General features: G+C 59.3%; 1 protein-coding gene. It reads left to right on the top strand.

Features of this window, described 5'->3' with window-relative positions; all coding sequences use genetic code 11:
- Positions 1 to 418, top strand: a 418-nt coding sequence (locus tag EN750_RS40235) for a hypothetical protein (protein WP_210212824.1), incomplete at both ends; no start/stop codon positions are given.

The raw sequence follows: 418 nt of genomic DNA, 5'->3' as shown, positions 1-418 counted from the left end.
AACCCGCCGTTCGGCAAGACAACTTGGCCTAAGAGGCTCGATTGGGCATCAGGCGAGATCAATGCCGCCGCGATCTTCCTTGATCACCTCGTTGCATCGATACGGCCGGACGTGCCGATTGCCGCGGTGCTTCCCGAAGTGCTCCGATGCGGATCGCGCTACAATCGATTCCGCACTCGCCTATCGAAGTTCGGCTACTCGGGATCGTTCGAGGTGCATGGCCGGTTCGATTCATGGACCGATGTCGACGTGTTCTCGACCCTACTCTCTCGCTCGGAAACTCCCAGCTCGCTATGGACGGCAACCAAACCACATGTCCATACGACGGTAGGCGACCTCTACGAAGTGCGCGTTGGCTCTGTCGTGCCCCACCGCGATCTGGTGAGTGGCCCTTCCCGAGCCTATATCTGCGCTAAGA

The organism is Mesorhizobium sp. M7A.F.Ca.ET.027.03.2.1 (assembly GCF_003999175.1).
Lineage (GTDB): Bacteria > Pseudomonadota > Alphaproteobacteria > Rhizobiales > Rhizobiaceae > Mesorhizobium.
Note: the sequence above shows the minus strand (reverse complement) of the source record. Positions and strands in the feature narration are given on the sequence as shown.